Below are 15,315 nucleotides of genomic sequence, written 5' to 3' on the forward strand. Positions count from 1 at the left end.
CCGAGGTGGAAGCACCAGACGCGGATTGGATTAGGAATAACGACGACCGCCAGCAGGAACAAGAGTTTGACCACTCCGAACACGTGATCAATTTTGAAATAAATGCAACCCGAATAATGGTGTTGCAGCCAGTAGGCCTCGATCACGATATGGCAGAGAACGAGCGTGAGATATTCGCGCCACTGCTCCGCCATGGCGCTTACCAGGTTGCTGTAGCCAAGCGCGCCCTTGGGAGATCCGGAGACCTTGATCTCGACGATCAGCAGGGTCAACGCGCTTGCGAATACCGCGTCCCTGAATCCCTCGAAGCGGTCAAGTCCGCGCTCAGCACCATGTGTCTCCGCGTCGGTCGTTCACACCTATCACGTAGCATCATGTGAGTCTTTTCATGTTCAGCAACCCCGGCCAAAACCGGTCATACTAAGCCGACGACAACTCGATGCTTCCGTTGCTTCTTCCCGCGGCAGAACGTAAGGCAGATCGTCCAGCAAACTCCGTGCGTGCCGTGCCGCGAGGAACGACTCCGGCGTGCGCATGCCGCGAAGACAGAGCAGCGTGCGCGGCATGATTTGGATTGCCACAGTCGACAAACGAGACACTGGCGCGGAACTTGTTCTTACTGAAAGCGTGACGCGGCTAGAGCGCGCCACGCATTCGTGAAGAAACCATAAGCGAGTTTGCGTCGATATCTGAAGCGCACCAACACAGAGGCTGACATGGTCAAGACAGCGTTGTTCGTCCGGCTCGAAGCGAAGCCGGGTAAGGAGCAGGAAGTCGAAAGCTTCCTGATGGGCGGATTGCCGCTCGTCGAGCAAGAGCCCGCGACCATCGCGTGGTTCGGCCTCAAAATCGCGCCATCGGTGTACGGCATCTTCGACGCGTTCCCTGACGACGCGGGACGCCACGCCCACCTATCGGGCAAAGTAGCTGAAGCGCTGATGGCGAGGGCCGCGGATCTTTTCGCTAAACCGCCGGAAATTATGAACATCGATGTCCTCGCGGCGAAGCTGCCAGCGTAGCTTGGTCGGCTTCGGCTTCGGCTTCGGCTTCGGCTTCGGCTTCGGGACTAGGTGCCGTCGCAGGACTTGAACAACTTGGCCGTCGAAAAGGTCTGAAAGGCTGCACCGAAGCGACGCCGGAAAATTGCGGCGTTCCACACCTTCCTCAAGAGTTGCGATGGAACACTGCGGTTCACTGTGAGGCAAACCTTGCTCACCATGTCAGGGCCACACGACGTCACCAAAACAACGCACATCGCTCACATGAGACCGGGCGACCGTCGTCGATTTTCGCAATAGGCGAAGGGCCACGAGTCAGCTACGAATTGAGCGACCTTGCTCGAATTGCTGAAGAGCGCCTCGCTGCAAGCGAAGTCGGATGATTCATAATGTGCCTGCGGTGCCAAACTCAACTGCTGAACGTCGCTTTCCGAGTGGTCTTTGGGCAACCTCCGCATGGCAACTGAGCGACGGACGCAAACTGACCCTGTTCGTCGTATATCCGTCGATACCGCTATACAACGTAGTCATCGGCAAGCTTCGTTTCTCCGCCGACAGCGGCCAAGTCTCCGCGTATGTTGCACATCTCGATGCAACACCCGGCGAACACCATCACCCTCAGCAATAGAGCGGCTTTGACCAGTCCTCGACGGATCCCGGAACAAGCGGTGGTGTTTGGACGACCGTTGAATCGAACAAACGTGACGAGGGCTGCGCGTAAAAGGCACCTGTCGGCGATCGCGAATCTGCCCGGCACGTCGAACAGAGTTCCGTTTATCACGCTGGACGAGGAGACGGGCCCAATCACACCGCTGACGAGTGCGGTCGCTGATCGGATTGAGGTACCCCTGACTACGTGGACACGGATCGGTGGTGAACGACATCTCGCTGCCGTTGCGAGCCGCAAAGTGTCGGCGGCAGCTCTACTGCCGTGTCGTGGAAGACAGCTCCAGCTCGACCATCCGCAGAACATCCGATGCACAGGCGGCCAAGTCTCCAAACAGACGACGCTGCACCGGTTCCAGACGACGAGGGATGGTGTCGATCACGCACAAAGTGCCTAAACGGTGGCCACCCAGCCCTGTCAGCGCCATCCCCGCATAAAAGCGAATCCCCGGACCGCCCGTCACGAGGGGATTGGCACGGAAGCGTTCGTCTTGCGTCGCGTCCTCCACGACAAAAATGGTTGGCTCGACCAAGGCAAAGTTGCAGAACGCCATGTCGCGCGGTGTTTCCGTAGTCGCTAGCCCATGCCTCGACTTAAACCATTGACGGTGAGTGGCGACCAAAGAAACGAGCGCGATAGGTGCGTCGGTGAGGTAAGCCGCCAGCCGGGTGATTCGATCAAATCGGGGGTCGTCCGGCGTGTCGAGTAGTCCGCACTGCTCGACCGCACGGAGTCTGTCTTCTTCGTTGTAAAGAACTGGAAATTCGGCCATTGTCGCTTTTGGGATGGGATGAGTTAGGTGCAAAGCACTCAACCAACGCTATGTCGGCAGAACGGGCGCGATCTTCAGTTCCAGCATCAGATTTCAGCGTTCTCCGTATTCAAGTTCGAATCTTGAACGCCGTCAACCAATGCTATGGCGCTTCCGAATAAGCGGTGGCGCCTCCAGCACAGGTAGATCATGGACGCAGAAACCAAAAACTTGACTAGCGCACGCAATGCAACCGTCGCGGCAGGAGCATTCCAAAGACCGTTGGAAGAGTTTCGGTCCTTGTGGGCAACGACGGAAAGGGAACGAGCAGTCGTCGAATTCTCCCCGGACGGCGTCGTCTTGCGTGCCAACGCAAATTTCCTGGCGCTCATGGGCTTCCGGGCCGATGAGGTCGTCGGTTCACATCACCGCATGTTTTGCGACGCCGCGTACGCCAACAGCGCTGGCTACCAGGACTTCTGGGTCATGCTCGGGTCCGGTCGCGAGATGAACGGCGATTTTCGACGCATCGGCAAGGCGGGTGGCAAGATCTGGATCAATGGTTCCTACACGCCTGTGATGGACGAGAACGGCAACGTGCACAAGATCGTCAAGGTGGCGACCGACATCACGGCCGCGCGCACCGTGGCGGACGATCACGCCGGCAAGGTACGCGCCATCGACCGTGCGCAAGCCGTGGTCGAGTTCGACCTGCGTGGACACGTTCTCGCCGCGAACGAACGATTCCTCGAACTCATGGGCTATAGCCTCGAAGAGGCGCAGGGTCAGCACCATCGGATGTTCTGCGATCCGGCCTACGTCGCGACCGATGCTTACCGTTCCTTTTGGGACAAGCTCGGACGCGGTGAGTATGACGCGGGCCAGTACAAGCGCGTGGCGAAGCATAACCGGGACGTGTGGATTCAGGCCACGTACAACCCGATCTATAGCTCGGACGGCCGCCTCATCAAGATCGTCAAGTTCGCAACGGACATCACCGAATTCAAGCGTGGTGTCGCGGAAAGCGACGGCCGACTGGCTGCAATTGATCGCGCCAATGCGGTCATTGAGTTCGATCTCGAGGGCAATGTCCTCCGGGCGAATCAGAACTTCCTCGACGCCATGGGTTATACGGTGCGCGAAATCGTCGGAAAGCACCATCGGATGTTCTGCGACCCGCAAGACGTCGCGACCGCTGACTACCGGGATTTCTGGGCGCGGCTGAGTCGCGGTGACTACAACGCGGGCCGTTACGTGCGCGTATCGAAGCACGGCTACCGCGTGTGGCTGCAAGCGACCTACAACCCGGTGTTCGACGAGTCCGGCCGCCCGTACAAGATTGTGAAGTATGCAAGCGACATCACTGCCCAGGTGGAACGCGAGCGGCGCATGCAGGAAAATCTGATCGCAATGAGCGAGAAGATCGAGGAACTCTCGCAGTCGATCGAGGGAATTGCCCAAAACACCCGGGAGGCCACTAGCGTCGCCACCGAAACGCAGGCCGAAGCGGATACCGGCGAACGTACGCTCGCGGAGTCCATGTCGGCTATTCAAGCGATCGAGCACTCCTCGGCCGGCATCAGCGACGTGGTGAAGGTCATCAGTGACATCGCGACGCAGACGAACATGCTCGCGTTCAACGCCGCGATCGAGGCTGCCCGCGCGGGCGAGCATGGCTTGGGCTTCTCCGTGGTCGCAAGCGAGGTGCGCAAATTGGCGGAGCGATGCTCGCAGGCGACCAACGAGATCGGCCGGCTCATCGATGAATCCGTGCAACGGGTCAAGACGGGCAGCGACACGTCCCGACGCGCAGCTGACGGGTTCCACCGTATCAGAGCCGGTGTGGATCGCACGACCGAAACCATCGCCAGTATTCACCAGGTCACTGAAAAGCAAGCAACCGCGACTCGCACTGTCTCGGACCTCCTTCGCGAACTCACGGTCGTGACAGGCGGCGAGGCAGCGACGCGATCCAGTTCCACTGTCGCGGCGCTCAACAGCCGGTCGCAATAATGGCGTCCCCCGTATCGGTCCACGGCCTCGTCCGCGTAGGCGCGACCGTATTCGCGCTGCCCGCGGATTGCATTGTCGAAGCGGTAGACGCGCCCACGTCCTATCACAAGGTACCCACGCAGCCTTCGGCGATGCGCGGCTACTTCGTCCTGCGTGGCGACGCCATCGCGACCCTCGACACCTTTAGCCTGCTGAATCCAAGCGAAGCAGCGAGCGCGTCCGCCAAGCATGTGATCGTGCTTCGCCACGACGACGCGCTCTTCGGCATCGAAGTCGACGCCATCGGGAATACGGAAACCGTCGACGAACGCGATGTGGTCCGGCTCGAATCGGACTTCGGGGAGGACGGCGGCTTGTTCGCTCAACTCTTTCCCATGGACGGCGGGCTTTCGCTGATCGGCATTGCCGATGTGAGCAAACTTTATGCAGCGACGCGGGGCATGGCCGCACGCGTGAGACACCGCGCGTTCACCGCGGGACACGGCGCGTCTGGATCTGCAGGACGCGCCCGGGATGATGGCTCGGAGCAACAAGCCAGGCAGTACGCGATCGTGCGATGTGCGGAGCACATGCTATGCGTGGACGCGCTGAGTGTGAGAACGGTCGTCCCCATGCCAGCGCTGCAACAGCCGACCCCTGGCAACTCGACGTTCCTTGGTGTCGCCCGTTGGGCAGGTGGCGACCTTGCCGTGATGGACTTTTCGGCGGTACTCGGCTTGCCCGTTTCGGAGCCGTCCGGCGGCAAGTACATGCTCGTCTTTGAGAATGGTGCGACCCTTGCCGGCTTTGCGGTCGACGAACTATCGGAACTGCTCCTCATCGGGCCCGCTGACATACGGCCTGTATCACCGGTTGCTTTTCGCCACGCGCACCTTTTCAGCGGAGCTGTCGTGAGCGAAAAGGGACATACTGCTTTGCTCGTCGATCCTCAGGCCCTCGCGGCGACTGAAGGCCTGATCCGGCTGCCGCGCCCCGTTCTCGGACATGGTGGACCTGCGTCTAACGAGCTATCTCGAGTTGCCGCGTCGACGTCATTCATCGTGTTCTCGGCTGCCGGTCAACATCTGGCCGCTAGGACCGCCCAGGTTGCGGAAATAGTATCCAAGCCTCGTATCGAGGTTCGCGGACAGCAAGAGGAGGCCAGCCTCGGCCTTATCAATTGGCGCGATTCATTGATTGAACTTGTGCGCATCGGCGTTATTACCGGGTCGGTTGACAGTCCCGAATGGGAGCAAGCCCTTGTAGTCAGTGTCGATGGCCTTACGCTCGCATTCGCCATCGATGCCGTGATAACGATGTCAGGGCCGAATGAAGCGACGGAGGTATCTCGCATCGCCGATCATGAAACCGGAACGTGGCGCGAGATCCTGACGATGGGAGAGGGGAGGCGTGCCAGCTATCGAATCGTCGACCTGTCACAGCTTGTAGTCAGCCGGTTCGAAACCATAGATAATTAAGCGCTAGTGCCTTGCGGCAGACATTCAAGACGGCGAAATCATCGATGGGCTTCGTCGCGCGATGCGGGGCCCATGCTTGTCGACGAAGCCTGTGAGCCGGCCGTCTGCTACATCGAGAGTTCATACAACCGCCGTATGCTGACCGACCTGCGGCAGAATCCGTTCGAACTCGCGCTTGACAATGCGGTAGCATTCACAGGAGTGCGCCTCTAGCGCAGCGCGGTCCAGGATTTTGACGCGGCCACGGCTCTGATGGATAAGTGCTGCGTCGCACAGCTTTCCAGCAGCCTCACTGATCGCTTCCCGACGAACGCCCAGCATGTCGGCAATATGCTGCTGCGTAAGCCGCATGGCGTCGGACCGCGTGCGGTCCGCCTGAATCAAAAGCCACCGGCACAGTTGCTGGGTTACCGAGTGATGGCGACTACACGCAGCGGTCTGGGCCACTTGTGTGAGCAGCGCCTGCATGTACAAGAGCGTGATGCGCCTCAGGATATCCGAGCGGCCAAAGTGCTTACGCAGGGCATCGGCGCTCATTCGATATGCGGAACCGGCGCTCTGAACTTGCATGCGCGCCGGGATGGTGTCGCCGCCGGTCAATACGGGCACGCCTGTCGTTCCTTCTCGACCGATTGCCGCCACCTCCGAGCAGTTGCCGTCTTCCATGGTCTGTAACAAGGTGATGACTGCGGTCGCCGGGAAGTACACATGCCGAATGCGCATGCCCGAATCGCACAGCAGTTCTCCTGCGCGCAGTTCGACCAGATCGAGATCGGAAGCGACGGTTTTCCATTCGAGAGCGGGAAGTGCGCCCAATAGATCATTCCCATGGAGGTCGGACTGAAGATTCAACATAGTGATTTCGTGAATTCATATCGCAACCACTGGGTGGCCGCGGATGCGGGGCGCGGAAAAGTGTATGTTCCGTCCCTGAATGGACCTGCGCTTGAACCAGGCTGGAAGGGACGGTCAACGGGTCAAGCGTTAGATTTTAACGTTTGCGCGTTGACTTCCGTATGACAAACTCCGATGAAATCAGCAGTAAGCCGGAAAAATGCCGCCTGCGGGGCCTGAATTTTGAATTTTGCGACGGGGGCATCATGGAAAAGAGCTCAAGCTGCAAGTGAGCGCAGCTACGGCGAGCCAGATCATCCATGCCCCGGCGGTCAGCCGACTGTCGAACGGCTCATCAAGCCAGGAACTCATCGACGTCGCGAAACGTGCCTTCCTTGATTTCAGCTTCACCCATCTCGAGAATTGCAAGAAGCGCTCGCGCCGGCGGCCGTAACACACATCATACGGAGAAAACCACAGCGGCCTTCTCACCCACCTGAGTGAAGCTGCGGACAAAGTGGTAAAGCTGGTCGCCGATTTGAATGCGGTTCGTCCCAGACGAGGTGAGGCTTAACATTTCGTTCGCGAGCACGGTGGAAATTGACCCGACGCGGCGCAGCTCCTCTTGTGGACCCGACGGGTCACCGAGGTAGACGGTACACACTTCAGGCGTGTGTCGCATCATCAGCACGCTTTGGTTCGCATCAAGGGCGCGCTCTAAGCTTTCTGCGAGGGCTCGAAGGGCCTCCGGAACCTGCAGGCCGTTGTCGCCTGCCATCCGCTTGTCTCCAGCCATGGTTGCCTCCTCAAAACAAGCTGTTGTTACTCGCCTGTCCTCACTCTACCAGCCGAGGAGAATCCTCGTTCGCGTCATGATCCAGCGCTGCGCGTCGGTCGACAAATCCCACTTGCCCAAAGCCACGTTGCGAGACATTCCTCTCTCAGCACGCGCGAGGTTAAGTTCTTAAGACCGTTCGACGTGCTCCTCCGCTTCGCGTGCGCAGTTGCAGCAAGCTGGACCAACTCGCGACCAGAGCAGAGTAGGTCCGCGAGTTCCGATGCTCAGACGACGTACTCGTAGCGCACAGGAGTCTTGCGCGGTCGCCCCGGCGTTGGCACTCGAGGAATGATGCGTCACCCGATTCGATTCAAGCGTGTGCGCGAGGCACTGAGACCGAGATCGAGCATTCGTCGGGCAACTCGGTGAGGAGGTCGCCGATATTGTCGCCGAAGTTTCGAGATGAGTCGAACCTATGCCAACAATGAGCGAGGCGAACATTGAGTCGGGCTCGATCTGGGTTGTAGAGGCAATGCCCACCATTGGTGGCATCGTCGCTTCAAGCTTCCGCAGCTTGGCGAGCCGACCAAAACGGGTCGTTAGTCAGTCGCGTGGTGATTCGTGTTCTAACGGCTACGGAGCAACTGCATGCTAAGTAGTCGCCGAGCGCTACGTAGCTCGTCACGGGAAAACCATGACGAGATTCGCTTTGACGTTCTTTCGGTCCGAAACTAGACTTTTTCGTGACGAAAGCTCCTGCGGAAGCGGCCCGGATGCTCAATCACAAAGGTTCATTGAGGCGACGGCTACAAATCGTCGAACTCGTTCGCAAGCGGGGCGAGGTGTCGGTTGATGAACTGAGCCGAGCTTTCGATGTATCGGTTGTGACCATCCGCAGCGACCTGAGCTACCTGGAACAGCAACGCTATCTTTTACGCTCGCTTGGCAAGGCTCGCTATTTGGCACAGGAGCCCGGAGACAACATTCTGGTGCCAACATGGGACGCCGCCGCGCGCAAGGCATCGGAGACGGTTGTTGCTCGATTTGCAGCAGAACACGTCCGAGACAGCGAAGCGGTGATGCTAGGGGTAGGGGAGATAGTCCATAAGATGATTCCCTTCCTCACAGACCGTGCGAACCTTTCATTGCTGATTCAGGATGTTTCCGTCGCGAAGACGGTTCAGCGATTTCTGCACTGCGAGGTGCTCTTAACAGGTGGCCGACTGGAACACGGCTCTACGGCGATGACCGGACCTGACGCTGAGGCGGCGGTGGGCCGGCGCTCGATTGACCTGTGCGTGCTGGAAGCATGTGGTTTAGACCGTTATGGCAACCTTCTAACTGCTGATTCGGCTTTAGCGCGTGTGGCCCGGGCGGCGCGACGAGCGGCCAAGCGAACGATGGTTGTTGCATTTCAGCCGGTACTCGATGGACGCAAAGGCGAAACGTTCGCGAACGCGAGCGAGATTGACACGCTCCTTATCGACGATGGTATCGACCCACCGACGATGGAAATGGTGGAGAGAGAAGGCCTTCAACTACAGAGACGAAACACGGGAATCTTGGAGTTCAGCGTTTCTTAGCAGTTAATTTATCGTGGCAATTTGCCGCAGCGCATGACGTCATTCGCATCAAGTTGCGACTGCTCCGACTGTGTGTCCTGGCTCACATTCGCTACGCACAGCGGCGGGTTGACCCGTCCAGAATGGCACCTTGTATATCGTTATCCTAATGAATACAGCCATGGCGAAAAATGAAGTGCAGTCGGGCGATCGTCCCGGTTCTATCCTTACCATGGGCGAGATCCTCGTTGAGATTCTCGCAACAGAAATTGGACAATCGTTTAGACGGCCAGGAACGTTGGTGGGACCGTACGCGAGCGGTGCTCCAGCAATATTCATCGACCAAGTGGCGAAAAGCGGAAGCCCTGGCGCGATTATCGGCTGCGTCGGGGATGACGATTTTGGCTATCTGAACGTCCAGCTTCTGCGTGAGGACGGAGTCGATGTCTCCGGCATATCTGTCATCAAAGGGGCTACAACTGGAAGCGCCTTCGTCACCTATCGCGAAGACGGCGATAGAGACTTCATCTACAACATTGCCAACAGCGCTTCGGGACACCTTTCTGTCAACGAGATTAGCGAGCAGCTCTTGAAGGACTGCAGTCATTTCCACGTAATGGGGTCCTCTCTCTTCTCGTTTCGCATCATTGAAGCCATGAAGCGGGTTATCGAAACCGTGAAAGCAAACGGTGGCACCGTCAGCTTCGACCCGAACATCCGCAAGGAGATGCTGCGAATTCCGGAGATGCGAGAGGCGCTCGACTTCATCCTCGACTACACCGATGTGTTTCTCCCAAGCGGTCATGAGGTGATGCTCCTTGCGAACGCTAGCTCGGAGAAGGCTGCGATTGACGAACTGCTCGGCAGGGGAGTGAGCGAAATTGTCGTCAAGCGTGGGAAAGACGGATGCAGCTACTACGACGGGACGACTGAGCGACATATCCGTGCGTTTTCTGTTACCGAGGTGGACCCGACGGGCGCCGGTGACTGCTTTGGCGGTACGTATATCGCATGTTGCGCGCAAGGATATTCTGTCGAGGCCGCGTTGAACTACGCATGCGCCGCTGGGGCATTGGCTGTCACTCGTCGCGGACCCATGGAGGGTACGGCAACGCTTGCGGAACTTGATGCGTTCATCCAGGAGAAGACCGGGGTGACCCATGGCTGAGATCGTCACGCGATTAACGGGCGACCCGCAACTGGAGTCGCGATTGAACGGTATCTATTCCGTTTGCTCGGCTCACCCGTGGGTCGTCGAAGCGAGCATTAGGCAGGCTCTCGATGACTGCTCACCCTTGTTGGTCGAATCGACTTCGAATCAGGTCGACCAATATGGCGGCTACACCGGCATGAGGCCGGCGGATTTCGTGCGATTCGTCGGTGGAATCGCTGACAAGGTCGGATTTCCTCGTCAACGTTTGTTGCTCGGCGGGGACCATCTGGGCCCTAACGCGTGGCGGCATCTTCCGGCGGAAGAAGCCATGGCACGCGCCGATGCCCTGATTGAAGCCTATGCCGCAGCAGGGTTCAAGAAAATTCATCTGGACACGAGCATGAGTTGCGCCGACGACCCGCCGCGTTTGGCGGACGAAGTAGTCGCTGAACGCGCGGCTCGGTTATGCGCAGTTGCAGAGTCGGCAACTGAGCGCGCCGGACTACGCGAACGCCCTGTCTACATCGTCGGCACGGAAGTCCCGGTGCCCGGTGGCGCCTCCGAAGAACTCGTCGCGGTCGAGGTGACACGTCCGCAAGCGGCTCTTGAGACGGTCGCCGTTCACTCTGTGGCATGGCAGAAGCGTGGGTTGGACGCGGCTTGGGAGCGTGTCGTTGGGCTCGTCGTTCAACCGGGCGTCGAGTTCGACCATACTAAGGTGATGGACTATGACTCCTCATCCGTCAGCGAGCTCTCGCGAGTCCTCAATGACTTGCCCGGTATGGTATTCGAAGCACACTCCACGGACTATCAAAAGCCCGAGGCTCTGTCGGCCATGGTCCGCGACGGCTTCGCAATTTTGAAGGTCGGACCGGGCGCGACCTTCGCGTTGCGGGAGGCGCTTTTCGCGTTGGCAGACATCGAAGACCAACTGCTGGCACCGGATGCCCGGTCGAATATAAGGGCGGTGGTCGAGCGCGTCATGTTAGAGAAGCCCAATAACTGGGCGAAGTATTACCACGGCAGCGAACAGGAAAAGCGGCTCTTGCGGACATTCAGTTACAGCGACCGAGTTCGGTATTACTGGGCCGATGCGGAAGTCGCCGAAGCAACGAAGAAGCTGGTAGGCAACCTCGAGCGCGTCGACATACGCGAAAACCTGATTAGTCAGTACCTTCCCAATCAATACAGGCAGCTCAGATGCGGGTTAATCGACGACTCGCCGATGAGCCTGATATTCAGCAAAGTCAGAGAGGTCATCGGCGCCTACGCGGCTGCTTGCAGAACGTAATTCAAGTAGGCGCACGGAACCATCGGTTTCGCGTCGTTGCTTCGGTCGTAACGGCTCTTGGTTCCGATTCAGGCGGCGAGCTTTCGAGGGAAAACCCGCTTTGTTGAGGTTTCGGCTCGAAACTAGACTTTTTACGGCACACGAAGCTTGCCCCACGCATGGCGAGCATAGGCCTTACTGGAGGCGGGAAATGGAAAAGGTGACGTTGGCCAACGATGAGCAGCGGAAGCCTCGGAAAGGGCTCGCCACTCAAATAATGCATTCACGTGAGACCGGCATCATAGGTGCGCTGGTCATTATGGTTGTGCTGCTATCGATTTTTGCGCCTGACTTCGCCAGTAAAGGCAATTTACTCAACGACGCGCGCAACCTCTCGTTTATTGGCATCGTCGTTCTTGGTCAAGCCGCAGTGATGATTACCGGCGGGATTGACCTCTCGGTCGGCAGCGTGTGGGGTCTTGCCGCGGTGGCGTCTGCTGCGATGATGCAAGCGGGCATGGGTGTTGTTCCGGCGTGCGCGCTTACCCTTCTGATTTGCGCAGCCGTTGGCTTCTTCAACGGCTTCTGTGTGACAAAGTTGCGGATGCTGCCGTTTGTTCCGACGCTCGCCACGATGAGCATTGCACGTGCGCTCGCTCTGATCATCACACGCGGCAAAGCTATCGACGGCTTCAGACCTGACGGTGACCCATTCTTCCAACTCGGCGGAGGCGACTTCCTCGACTTGCCGGTTCCGTTCATTATCTTTGTTGTGCTGGCAGTCATTGCTGGAATCGTCCTCAAGAGAACGGTCTACGGTCGCCAACTCTACGCAGTCGGTGGCAATGAACGCGCGGCAATGCTAACTGGTTTGAATGTAGACCGCCTGAAGATGAGCGTCTACATCATGTCCTCCGTGCTGGCAGGTGTCGCGGGCATCATCGAAGTGAGTTACCTGTCGTCCGCGATCTCCAATCAGGGCTTGGGCAAAGAGCTGAGTGTTATTGCAGCTGCGGTTATTGGCGGAACGGCTTTGTCTGGTGGTGAAGGAACCGTAATTGGTGTGTTCGTCGGGACTGTCATCCTCGAGGTGCTGCGCAATGGTCTCGTCTTGCTTGGAACGGACGCCTACTGGCAAGGGGTGTTCGTGGGTTCTGTCATCGTGCTTGCCGTCTTTATCGACCAACTCAGAAAAGGCGTCTGGCGACGTCGTTGAGCGCTGTAGCCATAACAACCCTTGGAGAAGACCATGACACGCACCATGATTAGTGCAGTAGCAGCCACCGTCCTGTTCGGACTCGGCATCACGCAATCGCACGCAGCTGACAAGAAGGTTTTTGCCGTCGTGCCGAAGGCGCTCGGCGTCGCTTTCTATGCCGATGCGGAGAAAGGCTGCAAGGAGGAAGCAGCGAAGCTCGGTGCCGAGTGCCTGTTCACGGGTCCGGCGCAACTCGATGACGCTGAGCAAGGGCGAATCGTAAGGGACCTGATTACCAAGAAGGTTGCTGGCATCGCGATTGCGCCGAACAACGCGGACTCCATCGGCAATGTCATCAGCGCGGCGGTCGCGAAGAATATCCCCGTCGTCACCTTCGACTCGGACGCGCCGAAGTCCAAGCGGGCCGCGTTTATCGGCACGAACAATGAGGCGGGCGGAGAAGCCGCCGGAGAGGCATTCGCAAAAGCGCTTCCGAAGGGGGGCACTTACGCCGTCCTGACTGGCGGATTGTCTGCCGCAAATTTGAACGAGCGAATCAAGGGCTTCAAGTCGAAGCTTAACGGCAACTTCAAGGAAGTTTCGGGCTCGCCCTTCGCATGCAACGACGATTCCAGCACGGCGGTGCAACTGATTCAGGACATTCTTGCAAAGAATCCGAATCTCGACGGCATCTTCTTCGTGGGCGGTTGGCCAATGTTCGCGCCTGAGGCGTACATCCGCGCGGTTAAGAACAAGGCGGCCGATATTAAGTCCGGCAAGTTCGTCGTGGTTTCGTTCGACACGTTGCCCTCACAAGTCAAACTGCTGAAGGAGGGTTATGCAACGACGCTGATTGGCCAGCGACCGCTCGCGATGGGCATCGAGTCGGTGAAACAACTAGATGAGCTTTCCAAGGGGGGCAAGATTCCGCCGCGCACTGATACCGGTGTCGACATCGTCAATTCGACCAACGTAGACAAGTTCGTCGGCGGAAAGTGATTCTTTCATCGGGACCGGGGCGTTCCCCGTTCCCTGATTTCCCTGCGAAGAGCGCCTTATGACCGTTCTACTGAGCGTTGAGCAGATTACCAAGACCTATCCCGGTGTCAAGGCACTGCAAGAGGTCTCCTTCAGCGTAGAGGCGGGCACCGTCCATGCAATCATGGGCGAGAATGGTGCCGGCAAGTCGACTTTGATGCAGGTCATCGCCGGGGCACACCCCGCGACCTCCGGGCGGCTCATCTTCGATGGTCAGCAAGTCGAGTTCTCTGGCACGCGCGACGCGGCCAAGAAAGGCATTTCTATCGTGTTCCAGGAGCTCATGCTAGCCCCGAACATGACCATCGCCGAGAACATATTCCTCGGCACAGAGCCACGCATGGCGCGCGTGTTAGTCGACCGCAACACGCTGTTAAGTAAGGCGACGGCAGCAATGCAGCGTCTCGGTATCTCCCTTGACCCGGATACGCGTCTCGGGGATTTGACCATCGCTCAGCAACAGCTCATCGAAATCTGCAAAGCGCTGATTCATGACCCGCGCTTGCTCATCCTGGACGAGCCGACCTCGAGTTTGTCCGAAGCCGATTCTCTGACGCTTTTTAAGGTTGTCCACGAGTTGCGAGACCGAGGCGTCACGATTCTGTATATCTCCCACCGGATGCGCGAGGTATTCGACAACTGTGACGCCGTGACGGTGTTGCGGGATGGGAAGCATGTGCGAACCGCGAAGCTTGCCGATACCTCGCCTGACGAGGTCGTCCGCCTGATGGTCGGCCGGGACCTCGCTGAGGTCAAGCGTGTCCGGCCGGAGCACTCAGGCAAGCCTATCGTGCTCTCGGTGAACGGATTAGGCGATGACCACCGTTATCGCGACGTCTCATTCTCTCTGCGCCAGGGTGAAATCGTAGGTCTCGCGGGGCTGATTGGCGCGGGTCGCTCGGAAGTAGCGATGGGGATTTTTGGGGCCCCACCCCCGAAACACGGGACGGTCTCCATTGAGGGCAAGCCGGTCAAAATTTCGAGACCTCGCGATGCAATGAAGCTTGGCATTGCACTGGCGCCAGAAGACCGCAAGGACCAAGGATTGGTCTTGGGGATGTCGGTCGGCAGCAACTTGTCCCTTGCTGCGCTCGGACTCGGGCGCCTATCGAAGGGAAGCGTCGTCCGGCCACTGCAAGAGGCCCGGATGATTGACAGCTACGTCGGACGATTCAAGATTAAAACACCGACCGTCGAACAATTGGTGAAGCTGCTAAGTGGTGGCAACCAGCAAAAGGTTGTACTTGCGAAGTGGCTGGCCTCCAAGCCACGAGTGCTCATCGTCGATGAACCGACTCGGGGAGTCGACGTCGCGACGAAGGCGGAAATCTATGCGCTGATGCGAGAACTCGCCCATGAGGGGCTGGCGATTCTCGTGATTTCAAGCGACTTGCCCGAAATTCTGACCATCTCCGACCGCATCCTGGTCATGCGAGCCGGGAAACTGGTTGGCGAGGTGGGCTTCGACGAAGCATCGGAAGAGCGAATCATGTCTCTTGCTGCGCTTGAACACGCTGACCCCGCTCACCCCGAAGTCAAGCCGACGGGATTTGTGTCCTGAGTTCGGCGAGCAAGGAAATGTGCATAGCGCGAAGA

14 protein-coding genes are annotated in these 15,315 nt (G+C 58.4%); 10 read left to right on the plus strand and 4 right to left on the minus strand.

Annotated features, from left to right (window positions below):
- A partial coding sequence (locus BG57_RS12085; RefSeq protein WP_241482162.1) for a DUF1211 domain-containing protein occupies positions 1–272 on the minus strand: 272 nt, incomplete at its 3' end.
- A 444-nt stretch (positions 273–716) separates the two neighbouring features.
- Between BG57_RS12085 and BG57_RS12090 the strand changes: the two genes are divergently transcribed.
- Positions 717–1,019, plus strand: coding sequence for a putative quinol monooxygenase (locus tag BG57_RS12090; RefSeq protein WP_035963335.1), 303 nt, complete (start codon positions 717–719; stop codon positions 1,017–1,019).
- A 902-nt stretch (positions 1,020–1,921) separates the two neighbouring features.
- Here BG57_RS12090 and BG57_RS12100 read toward each other — a convergent pair.
- Positions 1,922–2,437 (minus strand): GAF domain-containing protein, encoded by a 516-nt coding sequence (locus BG57_RS12100; RefSeq protein WP_052005751.1) that lies wholly within the window; start codon positions 2,435–2,437, stop codon positions 1,922–1,924.
- 189 nt (positions 2,438–2,626) lie between these two features.
- Between BG57_RS12100 and BG57_RS12105 the strand changes: the two genes are divergently transcribed.
- Both BG57_RS12105 and BG57_RS12110 read left to right on the plus strand, forming a co-directional pair.
- Positions 2,627–4,429 carry a methyl-accepting chemotaxis protein gene (locus BG57_RS12105; RefSeq protein WP_081850884.1) on the plus strand — a complete coding sequence of 601 codons (1,803 nt, stop codon included), beginning with the start codon at positions 2,627–2,629 and terminating at the stop codon, positions 4,427–4,429.
- A complete protein-coding gene (locus BG57_RS12110; protein WP_035963337.1) occupies positions 4,429–5,886 on the plus strand; it encodes a chemotaxis protein CheW in 1,458 nt (485 codons plus the stop codon). Before BG57_RS12105 ends, BG57_RS12110 begins: the two co-directional genes overlap by 1 nt.
- A gap of 120 nt (positions 5,887–6,006) precedes the next feature.
- On the opposite strand, the gene BG57_RS12115 is transcribed toward BG57_RS12110, so the two are convergent.
- Positions 6,007–6,741 carry a Crp/Fnr family transcriptional regulator gene (locus tag BG57_RS12115; protein WP_035963339.1) on the minus strand — a complete coding sequence of 245 codons (735 nt, stop codon included), beginning with the start codon at positions 6,739–6,741 and terminating at the stop codon, positions 6,007–6,009.
- Between the two features lie 268 nt (positions 6,742–7,009).
- On the opposite strand from BG57_RS12115, the gene BG57_RS32990 reads away from it, so the two are divergent.
- Positions 7,010–7,174: a hypothetical protein gene (locus BG57_RS32990; protein WP_160174725.1), complete on the plus strand. Its 165-nt coding sequence runs from the start codon at positions 7,010–7,012 to the stop codon at positions 7,172–7,174.
- 6 nt (positions 7,175–7,180) lie between these two features.
- Here the strand turns inward: BG57_RS32990 and BG57_RS12120 are convergent, their stop codons facing one another.
- Complete coding sequence (locus tag BG57_RS12120) at positions 7,181–7,516, minus strand: hypothetical protein (protein ID WP_035963340.1); 336 nt, start codon at positions 7,514–7,516, stop codon at positions 7,181–7,183.
- A gap of 725 nt (positions 7,517–8,241) precedes the next feature.
- Between BG57_RS12120 and BG57_RS12125 the strand changes: the two genes are divergently transcribed.
- The 6 genes from BG57_RS12125 to BG57_RS12150 all read left to right on the plus strand — a co-directional run bounded on the left by BG57_RS12125 (position 8,242) and on the right by BG57_RS12150 (position 15,280).
- Entirely contained in the window at positions 8,242–9,081 is an 840-nt protein-coding gene (locus BG57_RS12125) for a DeoR/GlpR family DNA-binding transcription regulator (RefSeq protein ID WP_229754051.1), read from the plus strand.
- Between the two features lie 160 nt (positions 9,082–9,241).
- The gene (locus tag BG57_RS12130) at positions 9,242–10,228 is read left to right on the plus strand and encodes a tagatose kinase (RefSeq protein WP_052005753.1); all 987 of its coding nucleotides are present in this window, start codon (positions 9,242–9,244) and stop codon (positions 10,226–10,228) included.
- Positions 10,221–11,504 carry a D-tagatose-bisphosphate aldolase, class II, non-catalytic subunit gene (locus tag BG57_RS12135; RefSeq protein ID WP_052005754.1) on the plus strand — a complete coding sequence of 428 codons (1,284 nt, stop codon included), beginning with the start codon at positions 10,221–10,223 and terminating at the stop codon, positions 11,502–11,504. Before BG57_RS12130 ends, BG57_RS12135 begins: the two co-directional genes overlap by 8 nt.
- Before the next feature lie 190 nt (positions 11,505–11,694).
- On the plus strand, positions 11,695–12,699 hold the full coding sequence (locus tag BG57_RS12140; RefSeq protein WP_035963543.1) for an ABC transporter permease: 1,005 nt from the start codon (positions 11,695–11,697) through the stop codon (positions 12,697–12,699).
- A gap of 21 nt (positions 12,700–12,720) precedes the next feature.
- Positions 12,721–13,680, plus strand: a complete 960-nt coding sequence (locus BG57_RS12145; protein WP_152562574.1) for a sugar-binding protein — start codon at positions 12,721–12,723, stop codon at positions 13,678–13,680.
- Between the two features lie 58 nt (positions 13,681–13,738).
- On the plus strand, positions 13,739–15,280 hold the full coding sequence (locus tag BG57_RS12150) for a sugar ABC transporter ATP-binding protein (protein ID WP_052005756.1): 1,542 nt from the start codon (positions 13,739–13,741) through the stop codon (positions 15,278–15,280).
- Positions 15,281–15,315: the final 35 nt, after the last annotated feature.

Source organism: Caballeronia grimmiae (assembly GCF_000698555.1).
GTDB classification, from domain to species: domain Bacteria; phylum Pseudomonadota; class Gammaproteobacteria; order Burkholderiales; family Burkholderiaceae; genus Caballeronia; species Caballeronia grimmiae.